Below are 13679 nucleotides of genomic sequence, written 5' to 3' on the forward strand. Positions count from 1 at the left end.
GTCGATCAGTTCATCGGTCCGGTGAAAAGAAGCGGATCGAGCCTGTCGGACTGCCACTTGATGCTCCAGTGCAGGTGCGGGCCGGTCGCGCGGCCGGACATGCCGATCTTGCCGATCACCTGCCCCTGCTTCACGTGATCGCCTTCTTTCACAAGGATTTGCGAACAGTGCAGGAAGGCGCTGTTGAGGCCCATGCCGTGGTCCAGCATCAGCAGGTTGCCTTCCAGCGTGAAGGGCTTTTCCGCCGCGAGGATCACGACGCCGTCCGCCGGGGCGACGAAGGGCGTGCCGCTTGTGCCGGAGGTTATGTCGATACCCGAATGGTAGCTGCCCGGTTCGCCACGATAGATGCGCTGCGATCCGAAGCGGCCGGAAATACGGCCCTTCACCGGCCAGATGAAGTGCTGGCGCCACCCCTGCGCGCCGGTTTCCAGCGCCCGCGCGGCATTGATGCGGTCGAGTTCCGGCTGCCGGATCTTCATGAAGGCCTCGGAAGGCCCACCCGAGCGGCGCGGAATGTTGATTCGCTCGATGTGCCAGTCGCGCGGGGAAACGGTGAGCGCCTGGCGATAGGTTGTGCCGTCCTTCATCCGTGCGGTGAGGATCTCTTCTGGCCCGGCATCACGGTCGAACGCGGCGAACCATGCGCCGTCCGGCGCGATCCGCACCGATTCGCCGTTGAGCTTGAGGTCGGTGGTTCCCGCGGGGGCCACCCCGCGAATCCATCCGCCCTGCGTCATTTCGCCGGAGAAGGCGATACTGGCCGGGCGCGGGGCTGCTGCCGGAGAAACCGGGGCATTGGTTGAAGCATGGGCGGAACCGGTGGGTTCGACCATGGCATTACCGGCGAGAATCAGGCCGCCACCAGCGGCAAGGCCGCTCAGCTTCAGCCAGGCGAAACGAGCAGGTTGGCCCTTCATGCCTTCCCGAGGAGACGCCGGGTGGCAATTTCCGCGGTGGCATAGGGTTCCTGACGCTCCACGCTCCAGTAGCGCAAGGCTTCGAGCGAGATCTTCTCACCGGTCACGGCGCAAGTGACGAAGTGGCCGGAGCTGATCATGCGGAACCCGTTGGGTCCGTAGCTGAGGGTTGCGGGGCGTTCGGCAGAAGACATTAGCATGGGAGATTTCTAGCAGAGGCTCGTGGTCAAAACAAATCGCCCTGTCGCGGCCGATCCGGATTCGATCGTTCCGGTCTGGCTGCGGGCTTGCGCGGGGCCGCCGCAACAGGCGCGGGCTTGGGTGCAGGAGACACCGAATCGCCTGAACCGGTCGTGACCGGGAGGTCCCCGTCACGGAATTCGAGCACCAGCGCCGCTTCCCGGGCCGCCAGCTCGCGGCTGGTCACTGCCCTGCCCTCGGCGGTCTTGACCAGAGCATAGCCGCGCTGCAGCGGCAGGCGCGGATTGAGCTGGGGCAGCACGCGCGATACCGGGGCAAGGCTGTCGCGCGCCATCGACCAGCGCCGGGTGAGCAACCGTGGCGTCAGTCCGGTGCGCGCCAGCCTCTCGCTGCTCGCCTGCGCGCGGTGGCGCAGCAGCGCGAGCGGCCTGCCGACCGATGCGAGGCGCTTTTCGGCATTCGAAGCGCGGTCCTGCAGTCCGCGGCGCAGGCGATCGGTCAACTCGTCGAGCCGCTGCGTCTTGGCGGCAAGAATCGCATCCGGTTTGGGCAGGCGCTGGACCCGCGCCTCCAGCCTCTCGCGGCCCAGCGTCACCGGCCGCAACGCGCAGCGGCGCTTGCGCAGGGCCAGTTCGTCGAGCGTCGCCATCAGTTCCGCGCGTACCGGCACCGCGATTTCGGCGGCGGCGGTGGGCGTCGGCGCGCGGCGGTCTGCAGCATAGTCGCACAGGGTGGTGTCGGTCTCGTGCCCGACCGCGGAGATCACCGGGATCGAACATTCCGCCACGGCGCGCACGACCGGCTCCTCGTTGAAGGCCCAAAGGTCCTCGATCGAGCCGCCGCCGCGCGCGACGATGACAAGGTCTGGCCGCGGCACCGGGCCGTCGGCGGGCATCTGCGAGAATCCGCGCACGGCATTGGCTACCTGCGCAGCTGCGCCCTCTCCCTGCACCAGCACCGGCCAGACAAGTACATGGCTCGGGAAGCGGTCGGCCAGGCGATGGAGGATGTCGCGGATTACCGCGCCGGTGGGCGACGTCACGACGCCAATCACCTGGGGCAGGAACGGGAGCTGCCGCTTGCGCTCGGGCGCGAAGAGACCTTCGGCGGCGAGTCTGGCCCGCAGCTTCTCGAGCAGGGCCAGCAGCGCGCCTTCGCCTGCAATCTCCATCGAATCGATGACGATCTGGTACTTGGAGCGGCCGGGATAGGTCGTCAGCTTGCCGGTCGCGATGACTTCGACCCCGTCTTCGGGGCGAAAGGCAATGCGCTGGGCATTGCCGCGCCACATCACGCCGTCGATCACGGCCTTGTCGTCCTTGAGCGCGCAATAGAGGTGGCCGGAGGCCGCGCGCTTGACGCCGGAAAGCTCGCCGCGCAGGCGCACGAAGCCGAAGCGGTCTTCCACCGTGCGCTTGAGCAGTGCAGAAATCTCGCTGATGGACAGCGGCGCAGCGTTGTCCCCGGCCGATTGCTTCGCTACCAGCCCACCCCTACGACCATCTCCATATTCGTCGTCATCGTAAGACTCATCGAAAGGCCGCGGCATGAATATCCTTCTTCTGGGCTCGGGTGGACGCGAACATGCGCTGGCCTGGAAGCTGGCGCAATCCCCGCGCTGCTCCACGCTTTACGCAGCTCCCGGAAATCCGGGGATTGCCGAGGCGGGAACCTGTGTGTCGCTCGATGCCACCGATCATGGGGCGGTTATCGCCTTTTGCAACGAGAAGGAAATCGGTCTCGTCGTGATCGGCCCGGAAGCGCCGTTGGTCGATGGCCTGGCCGATTCCCTGCGGGCCGAGGGCATCCCGGTGTTCGGCCCGAGCAAGGCGGCGGCCCAGCTTGAAGGCTCCAAGGGTTTCACCAAGGACCTGTGCGAGAGGGCCGGTATCCCGACGGGCGGATACGTGCGCGTGTCCAGCGAAGCGGACGGCCTTGCCGCGCTCGAAAAGTTCGGCGCTCCCGTCGTGATCAAGGCGGACGGCCTTGCCGCAGGCAAGGGCGTTACCGTTGCCATGACGATGGACGAGGCGCAGGAAGCGGTGCGCGACATCTTCGCAGGTCGCTTCGGCGAGGCGGGCGCGGAAGCCGTTATCGAGGAATTCCTGGAAGGCGAGGAAGCCAGCTTCTTCGCGCTGACCGATGGCAGCACCATAGTCCCCTTCGCCTCGGCGCAGGACCACAAGCGCGTGGGCGACGGCGATACCGGCCCCAACACCGGCGGCATGGGCGCCTATAGCCCGGCGCCGGTGCTTACACCCGCGCTGGAGGCCGAGGCGATGACCCGCATCATCGCGCCGACCGTGCGGACTCTCGCCGATGAGGGCATGCCCTATTCGGGCGTACTGTTCCTCGGCCTGATGCTGACCGAGCAGGGACCCAAGCTGATCGAGTATAACTGCCGCTTCGGCGATCCCGAGTGCCAGGTCATGATGCTGCGTCTCGAGAGCGATCTCGTCGAGATCCTGCATGCCTGTGCCGAGAACCGCCTTGGCGCGATCCAGCCGCCGCGCTTCTCCAAGGATACTGCTTTGACGGTCGTCATGGCCGCCGACGGCTATCCCGGCACGCCGGAAAAGGGCGGCAGCATCGCGGGGCTTGCCGCGGCCGAAGCCGATGGCGCCAAGGTTTTCCATGCGGGCACGGCTCTCAAGGATGGCCAACTCGTCGCCAATGGCGGACGTGTGCTCAACGTCACCGCGCGAGGGGCTTCGGTGACCGACGCGCAGGCGAAGGCCTATGCCGCCGTGGATGCGATCGACTTCCCGACCGGCTTCTGCCGCCGCGACATCGGCTGGCGCGAAGTGGCGCGCGAACGGGGCCAGGACTGACCGGAAGGCGGCGATGCTGGAACGTGCCGGTGCCATTCTCAAGCTGGCGGTTGCCCTTGCGATCCTGATCGCGGGCTGCGGGGTCGGATTCTACTACGGTATTTTCCTGCCGAACCATGCCGAGGTGCTCGAAGCGCGACGGCAGGCAGAGGTCGAGGCGGAAGCCGAAGCGCGGCGCGCAGCGCAGCAGCAACAGGCAGCCGAAGCGGCGCAGCGCCAGCAGGCTGCGCGGGTGGAGTACGAGGACTGCGTCAATTTCGCGGAACTCAATTACAAGAACCGCTGGGCCAAGAGCTGCCGCGCGATGCACGAGAACGACGTGGCGGAGTTCCAGGACTGCCTCGACAACTTCTTCAGCACCGAGGAATCGTGCCGTCGGCGCCATCCGATCCGGCCGGAACGCGGCTGCGCCCTGCCCTCGCAGATGGCGTCTGCCCTCTCCGACGACCGCGACCGCGCCAAGGACCAGTGCCTTGGCAAGCTGCAGGCGAGCCAGCCGGACGGGATCGGCGTTTCGGAGGATGCCGGCCCTTTCTGATCGGTCCGGTGTAACTGCGGGGTGCCGGGAAAGGGATCCTGAAACGCGTTCAGGATGAAGCGCTTCGCCGCGCGCAATCTTATTCCGCTTCCTGGCCTTCCAGCAGCAGCTTGACCACGAGGGCAAGGCGCTTGGCGTCCTCTCTTGCGAGGTGTTCCTTGGGCAGGCGCAGCTTGGCCGCTTCCAGAGCGGCCACGACCTGGGGCCGTGCGAAGTTGTGCCGCATCAGGTATTCGCCGAGGAAGTTCACCGCGAAAGGCACCGGGGCCTTGAGACCGTGCGCCAGCAGTTCAAGCCAATAGGCATCGAGGTCGGCGTCGGCGTAGACTTCGCAATCGCCGACGAACCGGGCCATCTCCTCAAGGACCTGCCCGGCGGGGAGTCCTTCCTTGCGCAGCATCTCAGGGCTGATGCCGTGGAGTTTCTCCGCCTCCTCGGACCAGTCCCAGTGGCGCCACGCCTCCAGCGGACGGATCAGCCACGCGCGGCTTTCGCCGTCGATCCGCGCGATGGCGACTTCGATAGGATAGGATTGGCCGTACTCCGGCAGACAGCTCGCTTCGAAATCGATCAGTGCCGGACAGCTCAATCCGTGTGTGCTCCTTAGGTGAGTTTCTCTGCCATCAGCGCCTGCAGGCTCCGCTCTGGGCGGGCGCCGTAGTGCGAGATCACCTCGCAGGCGCAAATCGCGCCAAGTTTCAGGCTTTGTTCGAGATTCATGCCACGAACGTGCGCAAAGAGGAAGCCCGCGGCGAACAGGTCGCCCGCGCCGGTCGTGTCGACGACGCGCTCGATCGGTTCGGCCGAGACTTCGGCACGCTCGCCGCCCGATAGCGCCACAGCGCCTTCGGGGCCGCGCGTGACCACCAGCACCGGGATCTTCGGCGCGAGCATGGCCAGGCCCTTCTCGAAATCGTCGTCCTGCACGAGCGCGGCCATTTCATGCTCGTTGCAGAACAGCACGTCGATCTGGCCATCATCGATGAGGGCCACGAAATCGTCGCGGTGGCGGTCGATGACGAAAGTTTCGGACGGGGTGAAGGCGACCTTGCGACCGGCTGCGCGGGCGGCGGCGATGGCCTTGCGCATTGCGGCGCGCGGCTCTTCGGGATCCCACAGGTAGCCTTCGAGATAAAGCACGGCAGCCTTGGCGATCGTCGCTTCGTCGAGCGCTTCGGCGGGCAGGAAGTGCGAGGCGCCGAGGAAGGTGTTCATCGTGCGCTGGCCGTCGGGCGTCACGAAGATGAGGCAGCGGGCCGTCGGCGGGTCGCCAGCGCGCGCGGGGGTGTCATATTCGATGCCGCCGGCGCGGATGTCATGGGTGAAGACTTCGCCGAGCTGGTCCTGCGCGACCTGGCCGATGAAGCCGCACTTTGCGCCGAGCGAGGCAAGCCCGGCCAGCGTATTGGCGGCCGAACCGCCGGAGATTTCGCGTGCGGGGCCCATGGCGGCGTAGAGGTCGCGCGCCTGGTCGGCATCGATCAGCATCATTCCGCCCCGGGCAAGGCCGAGTTCCTCGATCAGGCTGTCCTCGCAATTGGCGATGACGTCGATGATAGCATTGCCGATGGCGATGACGTCCAGGGTGGGCGCCACGGGGTTGGATGCCATGAAGGGAAGGTCCTTGACTGATCGGGTTGGGAAATGACGATGCGGCCTGCCTACCGCGCGCCCTGTCGCTCCGCAAGCGCGCGCGCGAATTGCCCCCGTTGACAGCGGAGCGGCGGCGCGCGATGCGCAGGCCAGCCATGATCATGACTTCGTCCGGGGCTTCCCTGCATCGTCTTCGCGGACCCATCGCCGCCTGCTGCCTTGCCATGCTGCTCGCCGCCTGCGGCACGAGCCCCGGCGGGGTTTCCAGCGCGTCCGGCAGCGGTGGTGCGTCGCGCGTGCCTGCCGTGCGTCAGCCGACGCGCACTTCGCCGCGCGATCCCAAGTTCCTGAACCTGCCCGGTCTGGAAGGGGTGATCGGGGCGAGCCAGAAGCAACTCGTGCGCCAGTTCGGCAGTCCCCGGCTCGACGTGTGGGAAGGCGATGCGCGCAAGCTGCAGTTCACCGGAACCGCCTGCGTGCTCGACATCTACCTCTATCCCACGTCCTCCTCGCGCGAGCCGGTGGCGACCTACCTCGATGCGCGCCGTGCCTCGGATGGACAGGACGTGGATCGCGCCGCCTGCGTGGCTGCGCTGCGCCAGCCCTGACATGCTTGCCCCGGGGGCCGGGGAAGTTCCGAATTGTCAAAGTTAACTGGCGGTGTCTATCATGCTGCCCGATGGCGAAGGGCAGTGTCTTTCTCGTTTCATGTGAACTCGCAGGCGACAGCCCGCCGCTGCGCCGCGAAGGCTACGCGGGCGCCCATGTAACCTGTCTGGTTTCAAGCGAGGACATTCGCGAAGCGATATGGCTTGCAACCGAGGCCCTTGACGAGGATGAGTACGAGATTGTCGATATCTACAGTGCGGTCCGCTTTGATGCGGAGGACTGGCAGGACGACGATGAAATGATTTCGCTGGCCGAGCAGACGCGCAGCGATACCGAAACCCGCTATTCCACGTTCAACACCTGGGGGCATTGAGCCCCCTTTCCCGTATCAGACGGTGAAGCTCTCGCCGCAGCCGCAGCTGCCCTTGGCGTTGGGATTGTCGAATACGAAGCCGGCGGTGAAGTCGTCTTCCTGCCACGACATCGTCGAGCCGATGAGGTAGAGCACCGAGGCGCCGTCGATGTAGAAGGTGCCGCCGGGCGTCTCGATCTTCTCGTCGAGCGCGTTTTCCTCGCTGACGTAGTCGACCGAATAGGCAAGTCCCGAGCAACCGCGGCGCGGGGTAGACAGCTTGACGCCGATCGCGCCTTCGGGCGCGTCGGCCATGAGCTTGGCGATGCGCGTTTCGGCGGAAGGCGTCAGGATGACCGCGGCGGGACGCTGACGAGTCGTTGCTGTAGTCGTCATGGCAGCTTCTTTTCCCAGAATTGCGCCGTTCCCGCTTCGGGATCGAGCGCGTAGTTTTCATAGCCGAGCGAGGCGTAGAGCGCCTTGGCCGGCGCATTGCCGCCCAGCACTTCGAGCGTGACCTTGCAGGCTCCGCGGGCGGTGGCTTCGGCTTCCACGGCCTGCATCAATGCGCGGCCGATGCCTTTGCCCCTGTGCGCAGAGGATACCACAAGATCGTGGATGTTGACGAGCGGGCGGGCCGCGAAGGTCGAAAAGCCGGTGAAGCAGTTCGCCAGCCCGACCGGTTCCGCCGCGTCGAAAGCGAGCAGGGTAAATGCGCCGGGGAAGGCATCGAGCGCGGGCACGAGCCTGGCGCGCACGGCTTCGTCCAGCTCCTTGCCACCGCCCATCGGGTCGCGGGCATAGCTGTCGAGCAGCGCAACCAGCGCCGCGCCATCGCCTTCGTAGCCGTAATCGGCAAGGCGGATGGTCAGCCCTTCGGCAGTTTCGGGGGCGGCGAGGGTTTCGGTCACAGCATGCCCAGTTCGAGCTTCGCCTCGTCCGACATCTTGGCCATGTCCCACGGCGGATCCCAGACGAGATTGACTTCGCAGTCGCGCACGCCCGGCACTGCAGCCACGCGCATTTCCACTTCGCCCGGCATCGATTCGGCGACCGGGCAGTGCGGTGTCGTGAGCGTCATGGTCACTGCCACCGCGGATTCGGGCGAGACGTCGACGCCGTAGATGAGGCCGAGGTCATAGATGTTCACCGGGATCTCCGGGTCGAAGATCTCCTTCAGCGCAGCGATCACGCCGTCGTAGATATCGCCGCCCGGTTCGCCGGGGTTTGCGCCCTGCGGCTTTTCCGCGAGGAAGCCTTCGAGGTAGTCGCGCTTGCGTTCAAGCTTATCGGCCGCACTCTCGGCGGCCGGGGGCGCGGCGTCTTCGACCCGCGCGCGCGGCGGCGGTGTTGCCGAATCGACTTCCTCGACCTGAAACTTGCGGGATTCGTCGCTCATCCGAATATTCTCCTCGTGCGCTCGATTCCTTTCAGGAGCGCCTCGATATCGCTTTCGTCGTTGTAGAGACCGAAGCTGGCCCGGGCCGTGGCGGGAACGCCAAGGTGATCCATCAGCGGCTGCGCGCAGTGGTGACCGGCGCGAATGGCAACGCCTTCTTCGTCGAGAATCGTGCCGAGATCGTGCGGGTGGACCCCATCGAGCGCGAAGCTGACGATGCCGACCGAGTCGGCAGGGCCGAACAGGGTGACGTCGTTGCGCTGGCCCAGTTCTTCGCGCAGGCGGGCGGCGAGCTCGCGTTCATGCGCTTCGGCGACATCGAGGCCGACCTGTTCCAGCCAGTCGATCGCGGCGGCAAGGCCGATCGCTTCGACGATCGCAGGCGTGCCTGCCTCGAAGCGCTGCGGCGCCGGGGCCCAGGTCGTCCTCTCGAAAGTGACGCGATCGATCATCGATCCGCCGCCGTGCCACGGGGGCATGTTCTCGAGAATCTCTGAGCGGGCCCACAGCACGCCGACACCGGTCGGACCATAGAGCTTGTGCGCCGAGAAAACGTAGAAATCGCAGCCGAGCGCGGCCATGTCGAGCTTGATGCGCGGGGCGGCCTGGCAGCCGTCGATCAGTACCCTGGCTCCGACTTTGTGCGCCAGTTCAACAAGATGTTCCACGTGGAGCACCGAGCCGAGAACGTTGGAGACATGTGCCAGCGCCACCAGCTTGTGGGCGGGCGTCAGCATGCGTTCGGCGGCTTCGAGGTCGATCCGGCCGTCTGCGGTCAGTGGGCAGACGTCGATTTCGACGCCGGTACGCTCGCGCAGCAGTTGCCAGGGCACGATGTTCGAGTGATGCTCCAGCGTCGAAAGCAGGATGCGGTCCCCTGCCCCGAGATTTTCGACGCCCCAAGTGTTGGCGACGAGATTGATCGCTTCGGTCGCGCCGCGCACGAAGACGATTTCCTCTTCGCGTCCGCCGATGAAGGAGGCGACCCGGCGGCGCGCGGCTTCGAAGGCCAGCGTCATTTCCGCCGAGCGGGCATAGACGCCGCGATGCACGGTCGCATAGTCGCGGCCCATCGCATCGACCGTCGCGTCGATCACCGCCTGCGGCTTCTGCGCCGTGGCGGCGGTGTCGAGGTAGTGCCAGCCGCCAGCCATGCCGGGGAACTGGTCACGCACCGAGATCCGGGTAGCCGCCTGGGTGCTCACAGGATCGACTCCAGCCGGGCCAGGGCCGCTTCGCTGAGCGCTTCCTCGTTCGGCGCGCCGATGAAGGCTTCGGCAACAAAAGCCTGCAACATCAGTCGCTTGGCTTGCGGTGGGGTAAGCCCGCGCGAAGCCAGGTAGAACAGGCCCTGCGCGTCGAGTTCGCCGACCGCGCAACCGTGTGCCGCCTTCACGTCATCGGCATAGATTTCCAGCTCGGGTCGGGCATTGGCCGTCGCGGTGCGGTCGATCAGCATGGCGCGGACCGATTGCTCGGCATCGGTGCCATCCGCGCCGCGCGCCACGGCGATGCGGCCGAGATAAGTGCCGGTCGAATGCCCGGCGAGCGCCGAGCGGATCACCTGCATGGACGTCGCATTCTGCTCGCAGTGGGTCACTTCGGTGACGATCTCGAGCGTTTCGCTACCCGTTGCGAGCTGCGCCGCGCCGAGCAGGAAGTCCGCGCCTTCGGCCAGTTCCACATCGACGGCAATGCGGCCGTAGGCGGGGCCGGCGGTCAGGATGCGCAAGTCGAGCTTCGCGCCCTTCTCGACGCGAATCGCCAGGTGGCGCGCAACCGCGGCCTCGCCCAGCTCGACGATCTGGCGCGAATCTTCCTGTCCGGCCGCAACGACGATTTCCTCGCGCGCGATCGGCCAGACGCCGGCCAGTGCGTCGAAGTCGGCATAACGGAAGGCCTCGTCCTTCCGGGTGGGAAGAGTCGCGGCGAGAGTCATGCAGCCACCGCTTCGTAGCCCTCGGCCTCAAGCTGATGGGCCAGTTCGGGACCGCCCGACTTGACGATGCGGCCATTGGCGAGGACGTGGACGAAGTCCGGCTTCACGTAGTCGAGCAGGCGCTGGTAGTGGGTAATCAGCAGCACCGCCTTGTCGGGTGCGCGCATGATCGCGTTGATGCCTTCGCCGCAGACGCGCAGTGCGTCGATGTCGAGGCCGGAGTCGGTCTCGTCGAGGATCGCCAGCTTGGGGTCGAGAATGCCCATCTGGACCATTTCGGCGCGCTTCTTCTCACCGCCGGAGAAGCCGACGTTCACCGGGCGCTTGAGCATGTCCATGTCGAGGCGCAGCAATCCGGCCTTTTCCTTGGCCAGCTTGAGGAACTCGCCGCCCGACAGCGGCTCTTCGCCCCTGCTCTTGCGCTGGGCATTGGCCGCCTCGCGCAGGAACTGGACGAAGGAAACGCCCGGAATCTCGACCGGGTACTGGAAGCCGAGGAACAGGCCGGCCGCTGCGCGTTCGTGGGGTTCCAGCTCGAACAGGTCCTGTCCGTCGAAAGTCACCGAGCCGCCGGTCACTTCGTAACCGGGGCGACCGCCCAGCGTGTAGCCCAGAGTCGACTTGCCGGCGCCGTTGGGGCCCATGATGGCATGAATCTCGCCCGGATTGATTTCGAGCGAGAGGCCCTTGAGGATCGGCTTGTCTGCGACGGTGGCCTGGAGATTATCGATCTTGAGCATTGTCATCCTTCGGCGCTCTCCATCCTGGGAGCGAACTGGCTGCGCGCGCTGCGCTTGTCGAACGGCTTGTTGGTTTCAGAGACGATGGTTTTCATCACGCTTTCGCGGTCGTCGAGCACGGCTTCCTCGGTAAAGCGCAGGACCCGGATGCCGACATCGGACAGCTTCCTGTCCTGCAGCGTCTCGACTTCCGGGTTGGCGTCGGCCGTGGAGATCGAAATGACGATCCAGCGCGACGGGCAGGCGAAATCGACGACTGTCGAACCGACGACGGCCTGGCGGGTGAACTTGACGCCGCCCAGCTTCGAGCCGGAAAGCTCGGCCCAGAGCGCCTGCTGCGCCTCGGTGGGATTGCGGCGCTGATCGCGGGCGCGTTCCTTGAGCCGTTCGAGACGGGCACCGGTGACGTTGAAGGTGCTGACGTCGGGTTTCGACGCGGGGGCGGAACGGCTGACGCCCAGAGTCTTGCGTTCGGTCATTACCCTACGCTTCCTTCCAGAGAGATGCCGAGAAGCTTCTGCGCCTCAACGGCGAATTCCATCGGCAGTTGCTGCAAAACTTCCTTGGCGAAGCCATTGACGATCAGCGCCACGGCTTCCTCGGTGTCGAGGCCGCGCTGCATGGCGTAGAACAGCTGGTCATCGCTGATCTTGCTGGTGGTCGCCTCATGCTCGATCTGCGCAGAGGGGTTCTTCACTTCTATATACGGTACGGTGTGCGCGCCGCAGTCCTTGCCCAGCAGCAGCGAATCGCACTGGGTGAAGTTGCGCACGCCATCGGCATTGGCGGCGACGCGCACGAGGCCGCGATAGGTGTTGTTCGACTTGCCCGCCGAAATGCCCTTGGAGATGATCGTCGAGCGGCTGCCCTTGCCGTTGTGGATCATCTTCGTGCCGGTGTCGGCCTGCTGGTAATTGTTGGTGACCGCGACCGAGTAGAACTCGCCCACCGAATCCTCGCCGTTGAGGACGCAGCTCGGGTACTTCCAGGTGATCGCCGAACCGGTTTCGACCTGGGTCCACGAGATCTTCGAGCGCGCGCCCTGGCACAGGCCGCGCTTGGTCACGAAGTTGTAGATGCCGCCCTTCCCCTGGGCATCGCCCGGGTACCAGTTCTGCACCGTCGAGTACTTGATCTCCGCATCCTCGAGCGCGACCAGCTCGACCACGGCGGCGTGAAGCTGGTTCTCGTCGCGCATCGGTGCGGTGCAGCCTTCCAGGTACGAGACGTAGCTGCCCTTTTCGGCCACGATCAGGGTGCGTTCGAACTGGCCGGTATTCTCGGCATTGATGCGGAAATAGGTCGACAGCTCCATCGGGCAGCGCACACCCTCGGGGATGTAGACGAAGGTCCCGTCGGAGAAGACCGCGCAGTTCAGGGCGGCGAAGTAGTTGTCGTGCTGGGGCACGACCTTGCCCAGCCACTTCCTCACCAGTTCCGGATATTCGCGGATCGCTTCGGAGATCGAGCGGAAGATGACGCCGGCCTGCTCAAGCTCCTTGCGGAAGGTCGTGGCGACCGAAACGGAGTCGAACACGGCATCGACCGCGACCTTGCGCGCACCTTCGACGCCGGCGAGGACTTTCTGTTCCTCGAGCGGAATGCCCAGCTTCTCGTAGACCTTGAGAATGTCGGGATCGACCTCGTCGAGCGACTTGGGGCCGTCCTTCTTCTTGGGCGCGGCCCAGTAGTAGGCTTCCTGGTAGTCGATCGGCGGCACATCGAGCTTCGCCCAGTCGGGCGGAGTCATCTCGAGCCAGCGGCGATAGGCCTTCAGGCGCCACTCGAGCATCCATTCCGGCTCATCCTTCTTGGCGGAGATGAAACGGACGGTATCTTCGGAAAGCCCCTTGGGCCCGAATTCCTGCTCGATGTCGGCAACCCAGCCGTGCTCGTACTCGGCGACGCGTGCGGCCGCTTCGCGCGCGGCCTGATCGCGCAGTTCAGGTTGGATCGTTTCGTCGGTCATTCCACTTCCTCGACGAGCTGGACCAGCGAAACCTGCGCCAGTGCTCCGCGCAAGGCCGCATTCACTTGCGGCCAGTGCGGTTGCATGTTGCAGGTCCCCTCCAGCGTACAGTCGTGTTTTCCTTGTTCGAGACAGGCGGTGAGCGCGATCGGCCCTTCGACTGCCTCGACGATGTCGGCAATGGAGATCGCCGCCGGCGGTCTTGCCAGCTTCAGTCCCCCGCCGACGCCGCGCGAGCTCCGCATGAGCCCCGCGCCGGTGAGTTTGCTAACGAGCTTCTGTACCGTGGGTCCGGGAAGCCCGGTTTCCTCGGCAAGTTGGCCGGCCGACACGCGCGCACCGCCACAATGCCGCGCTGCAGCGGACATGATGACGACGGCGTAATCTGCCATGCTCGAAAGGCGCATTCTTGTTGTGTTCCGGACCCTGAATTCAAATCGGAGTAAATCTTTCCAATTTCACCTAGTGCAGGGTCCGGTGAGTTTCAATGGTCGATTGTGACAGCTCGTGCGCCCGGGTTTCCGGGATCCGCGGCCATGCGGCGCAACGGCATTCGGGAAGCAGGACGAAAAAAAGGGGGGGGCGGGG

The 13679-nt window shown here is 65.6% G+C and carries 18 protein-coding genes; 4 read left to right on the forward strand and 14 right to left on the reverse strand.

The genetic code is table 11. The annotated features are described in order from the left end of the window. Window positions 1–5: 5 nt before the first annotated feature. From SPHV1_RS12760 to xseA, 3 genes are all read right to left on the reverse strand, one after another. Window positions 6–836 (reverse strand): M23 family metallopeptidase, encoded by an 831-nt coding sequence (locus SPHV1_RS12760; RefSeq protein ID WP_054946439.1) that lies wholly within the window; start codon window positions 834–836, stop codon window positions 6–8. Window positions 837–916: 80 nt separating this feature from the next. Next, window positions 917–1120: a DUF2093 domain-containing protein gene (locus SPHV1_RS12765; protein ID WP_038576060.1), complete on the reverse strand. Its 204-nt coding sequence runs from the start codon at window positions 1118–1120 to the stop codon at window positions 917–919. 26 nt (window positions 1121–1146) lie between these two features. Further along, window positions 1147–2670: an exodeoxyribonuclease VII large subunit gene (gene xseA / locus SPHV1_RS12770; protein WP_054946423.1), complete on the reverse strand. Its 1524-nt coding sequence runs from the start codon at window positions 2668–2670 to the stop codon at window positions 1147–1149. On the opposite strand from xseA, the gene purD reads away from it, so the two are divergent. Beyond that, on the forward strand, window positions 2669–3952 hold the full coding sequence (gene purD / locus SPHV1_RS12775) for a phosphoribosylamine--glycine ligase (RefSeq protein ID WP_054946424.1): 1284 nt from the start codon (window positions 2669–2671) through the stop codon (window positions 3950–3952). The genes xseA and purD overlap by 2 nt on opposite strands. Window positions 3953–3965: 13 nt before the next feature. Continuing rightward, window positions 3966–4490 carry a hypothetical protein gene (locus tag SPHV1_RS12780; RefSeq protein WP_054946425.1) on the forward strand — a complete coding sequence of 175 codons (525 nt, stop codon included), beginning with the start codon at window positions 3966–3968 and terminating at the stop codon, window positions 4488–4490. Window positions 4491–4569: 79 nt separating this feature from the next. Here SPHV1_RS12780 and SPHV1_RS12785 read toward each other — a convergent pair whose 3' ends face one another. Together SPHV1_RS12785 and SPHV1_RS12790 are read right to left on the reverse strand one after the other, a co-directional pair. Then, window positions 4570–5079: an exonuclease domain-containing protein gene (locus tag SPHV1_RS12785; protein WP_054946426.1), complete on the reverse strand. Its 510-nt coding sequence runs from the start codon at window positions 5077–5079 to the stop codon at window positions 4570–4572. A gap of 14 nt (window positions 5080–5093) precedes the next feature. Continuing rightward, on the reverse strand, window positions 5094–6101 hold the full coding sequence (locus SPHV1_RS12790; protein WP_054946427.1) for an adenosine kinase: 1008 nt from the start codon (window positions 6099–6101) through the stop codon (window positions 5094–5096). Window positions 6102–6238: 137 nt separating this feature from the next. Between SPHV1_RS12790 and SPHV1_RS12795 the strand changes: the two genes are divergently transcribed. Both SPHV1_RS12795 and SPHV1_RS12800 read left to right on the forward strand, forming a co-directional pair. Next, window positions 6239–6691, forward strand: a complete 453-nt coding sequence (locus tag SPHV1_RS12795; RefSeq protein WP_139383934.1) for a hypothetical protein — start codon at window positions 6239–6241, stop codon at window positions 6689–6691. A gap of 71 nt (window positions 6692–6762) precedes the next feature. Next, a complete protein-coding gene (locus tag SPHV1_RS12800) occupies window positions 6763–7065 on the forward strand; it encodes a hypothetical protein (RefSeq protein WP_054946428.1) in 303 nt (100 codons plus the stop codon). A 15-nt stretch (window positions 7066–7080) separates the two neighbouring features. On the opposite strand, the gene SPHV1_RS12805 is transcribed toward SPHV1_RS12800, so the two are convergent. From SPHV1_RS12805 to SPHV1_RS12845, 9 genes are read right to left on the reverse strand one after another with little or no spacing between them, the layout of a single operon-like run. Then, the gene (locus SPHV1_RS12805) at window positions 7081–7440 is read right to left on the reverse strand and encodes an iron-sulfur cluster assembly accessory protein (RefSeq protein WP_054946429.1); all 360 of its coding nucleotides are present in this window, start codon (window positions 7438–7440) and stop codon (window positions 7081–7083) included. Continuing rightward, window positions 7437–7955: a GNAT family N-acetyltransferase gene (locus tag SPHV1_RS12810; RefSeq protein ID WP_054946430.1), complete on the reverse strand. Its 519-nt coding sequence runs from the start codon at window positions 7953–7955 to the stop codon at window positions 7437–7439. The genes SPHV1_RS12805 and SPHV1_RS12810 overlap by 4 nt, the downstream gene beginning before the upstream one ends. After that, complete coding sequence (locus SPHV1_RS12815; RefSeq protein ID WP_054946431.1) at window positions 7952–8443, reverse strand: SUF system Fe-S cluster assembly protein; 492 nt, start codon at window positions 8441–8443, stop codon at window positions 7952–7954. Before SPHV1_RS12815 ends, SPHV1_RS12810 begins: the two co-directional genes overlap by 4 nt. Next, window positions 8440–9597: a cysteine desulfurase gene (locus SPHV1_RS12820; protein WP_054946432.1), complete on the reverse strand. Its 1158-nt coding sequence runs from the start codon at window positions 9595–9597 to the stop codon at window positions 8440–8442. Before SPHV1_RS12820 ends, SPHV1_RS12815 begins: the two co-directional genes overlap by 4 nt. Before the next feature lie 47 nt (window positions 9598–9644). Continuing rightward, complete coding sequence (locus SPHV1_RS12825) at window positions 9645–10382, reverse strand: SufD family Fe-S cluster assembly protein (RefSeq protein ID WP_054946433.1); 738 nt, start codon at window positions 10380–10382, stop codon at window positions 9645–9647. After that, window positions 10379–11122: a Fe-S cluster assembly ATPase SufC gene (gene sufC, locus SPHV1_RS12830; RefSeq protein WP_054946434.1), complete on the reverse strand. Its 744-nt coding sequence runs from the start codon at window positions 11120–11122 to the stop codon at window positions 10379–10381. Before sufC ends, SPHV1_RS12825 begins: the two co-directional genes overlap by 4 nt. 2 nt (window positions 11123–11124) lie before the next feature. Next, window positions 11125–11601: an endonuclease domain-containing protein gene (locus tag SPHV1_RS12835; protein ID WP_054946435.1), complete on the reverse strand. Its 477-nt coding sequence runs from the start codon at window positions 11599–11601 to the stop codon at window positions 11125–11127. Next, complete coding sequence (gene sufB / locus SPHV1_RS12840; RefSeq protein WP_054946436.1) at window positions 11601–13091, reverse strand: Fe-S cluster assembly protein SufB; 1491 nt, start codon at window positions 13089–13091, stop codon at window positions 11601–11603. The genes SPHV1_RS12835 and sufB overlap by 1 nt, the downstream gene beginning before the upstream one ends. Further along, a complete protein-coding gene (locus SPHV1_RS12845) occupies window positions 13088–13498 on the reverse strand; it encodes an SUF system Fe-S cluster assembly regulator (RefSeq protein WP_007012550.1) in 411 nt (136 codons plus the stop codon). The genes sufB and SPHV1_RS12845 overlap by 4 nt, the downstream gene beginning before the upstream one ends. Window positions 13499–13679 lie beyond the last annotated feature (181 nt).

The organism is Novosphingobium sp. KN65.2, from assembly GCF_001368935.1.
GTDB lineage: Bacteria > Pseudomonadota > Alphaproteobacteria > Sphingomonadales > Sphingomonadaceae > Novosphingobium > Novosphingobium mathurense.